Below are 254 nucleotides of genomic sequence, written 5' to 3'. Positions count from 1 at the left end.
TGGCCTCCGGCTCCTCCAATGAAGGTAGCGAGACGTACAGCGTGGCGTGCGCCGGCCCGCTTTCCTGCGCGGATCGGACGGCCCGGTCGAGCGCACCTGGGGGAAATGCCGTGATCGAGGGCGCATCGGGCTGCTCCCAGCGCGCTATGTCATGGGCGAAGACGGCAAGCGTGCCCGTCAGGCAGACGAGATAGATGATCGCGGCGAAAGCGAGGCCGAGGATGCCGTGGCCGCTCAGCACCGCCCGCACGGTG

The 254-nt window shown here is 68.9% G+C and carries 1 protein-coding gene; it reads right to left on the bottom strand.

Annotated features, from left to right (window positions below; translation table 11 throughout):
* On the bottom strand, positions 1-254 hold a 254-nt coding region (locus CVH10_RS22440; RefSeq protein ID WP_146143295.1), incomplete at both ends, for a PepSY-associated TM helix domain-containing protein.

Source organism: Halomonas sp. ND22Bw (genome assembly GCF_003011945.1).
Classification (GTDB): domain Bacteria; phylum Pseudomonadota; class Gammaproteobacteria; order Pseudomonadales; family Halomonadaceae; genus Halomonas; species Halomonas halophila.
Note: the sequence above shows the minus strand (reverse complement) of the source record. Positions and strands in the feature narration are given on the sequence as shown.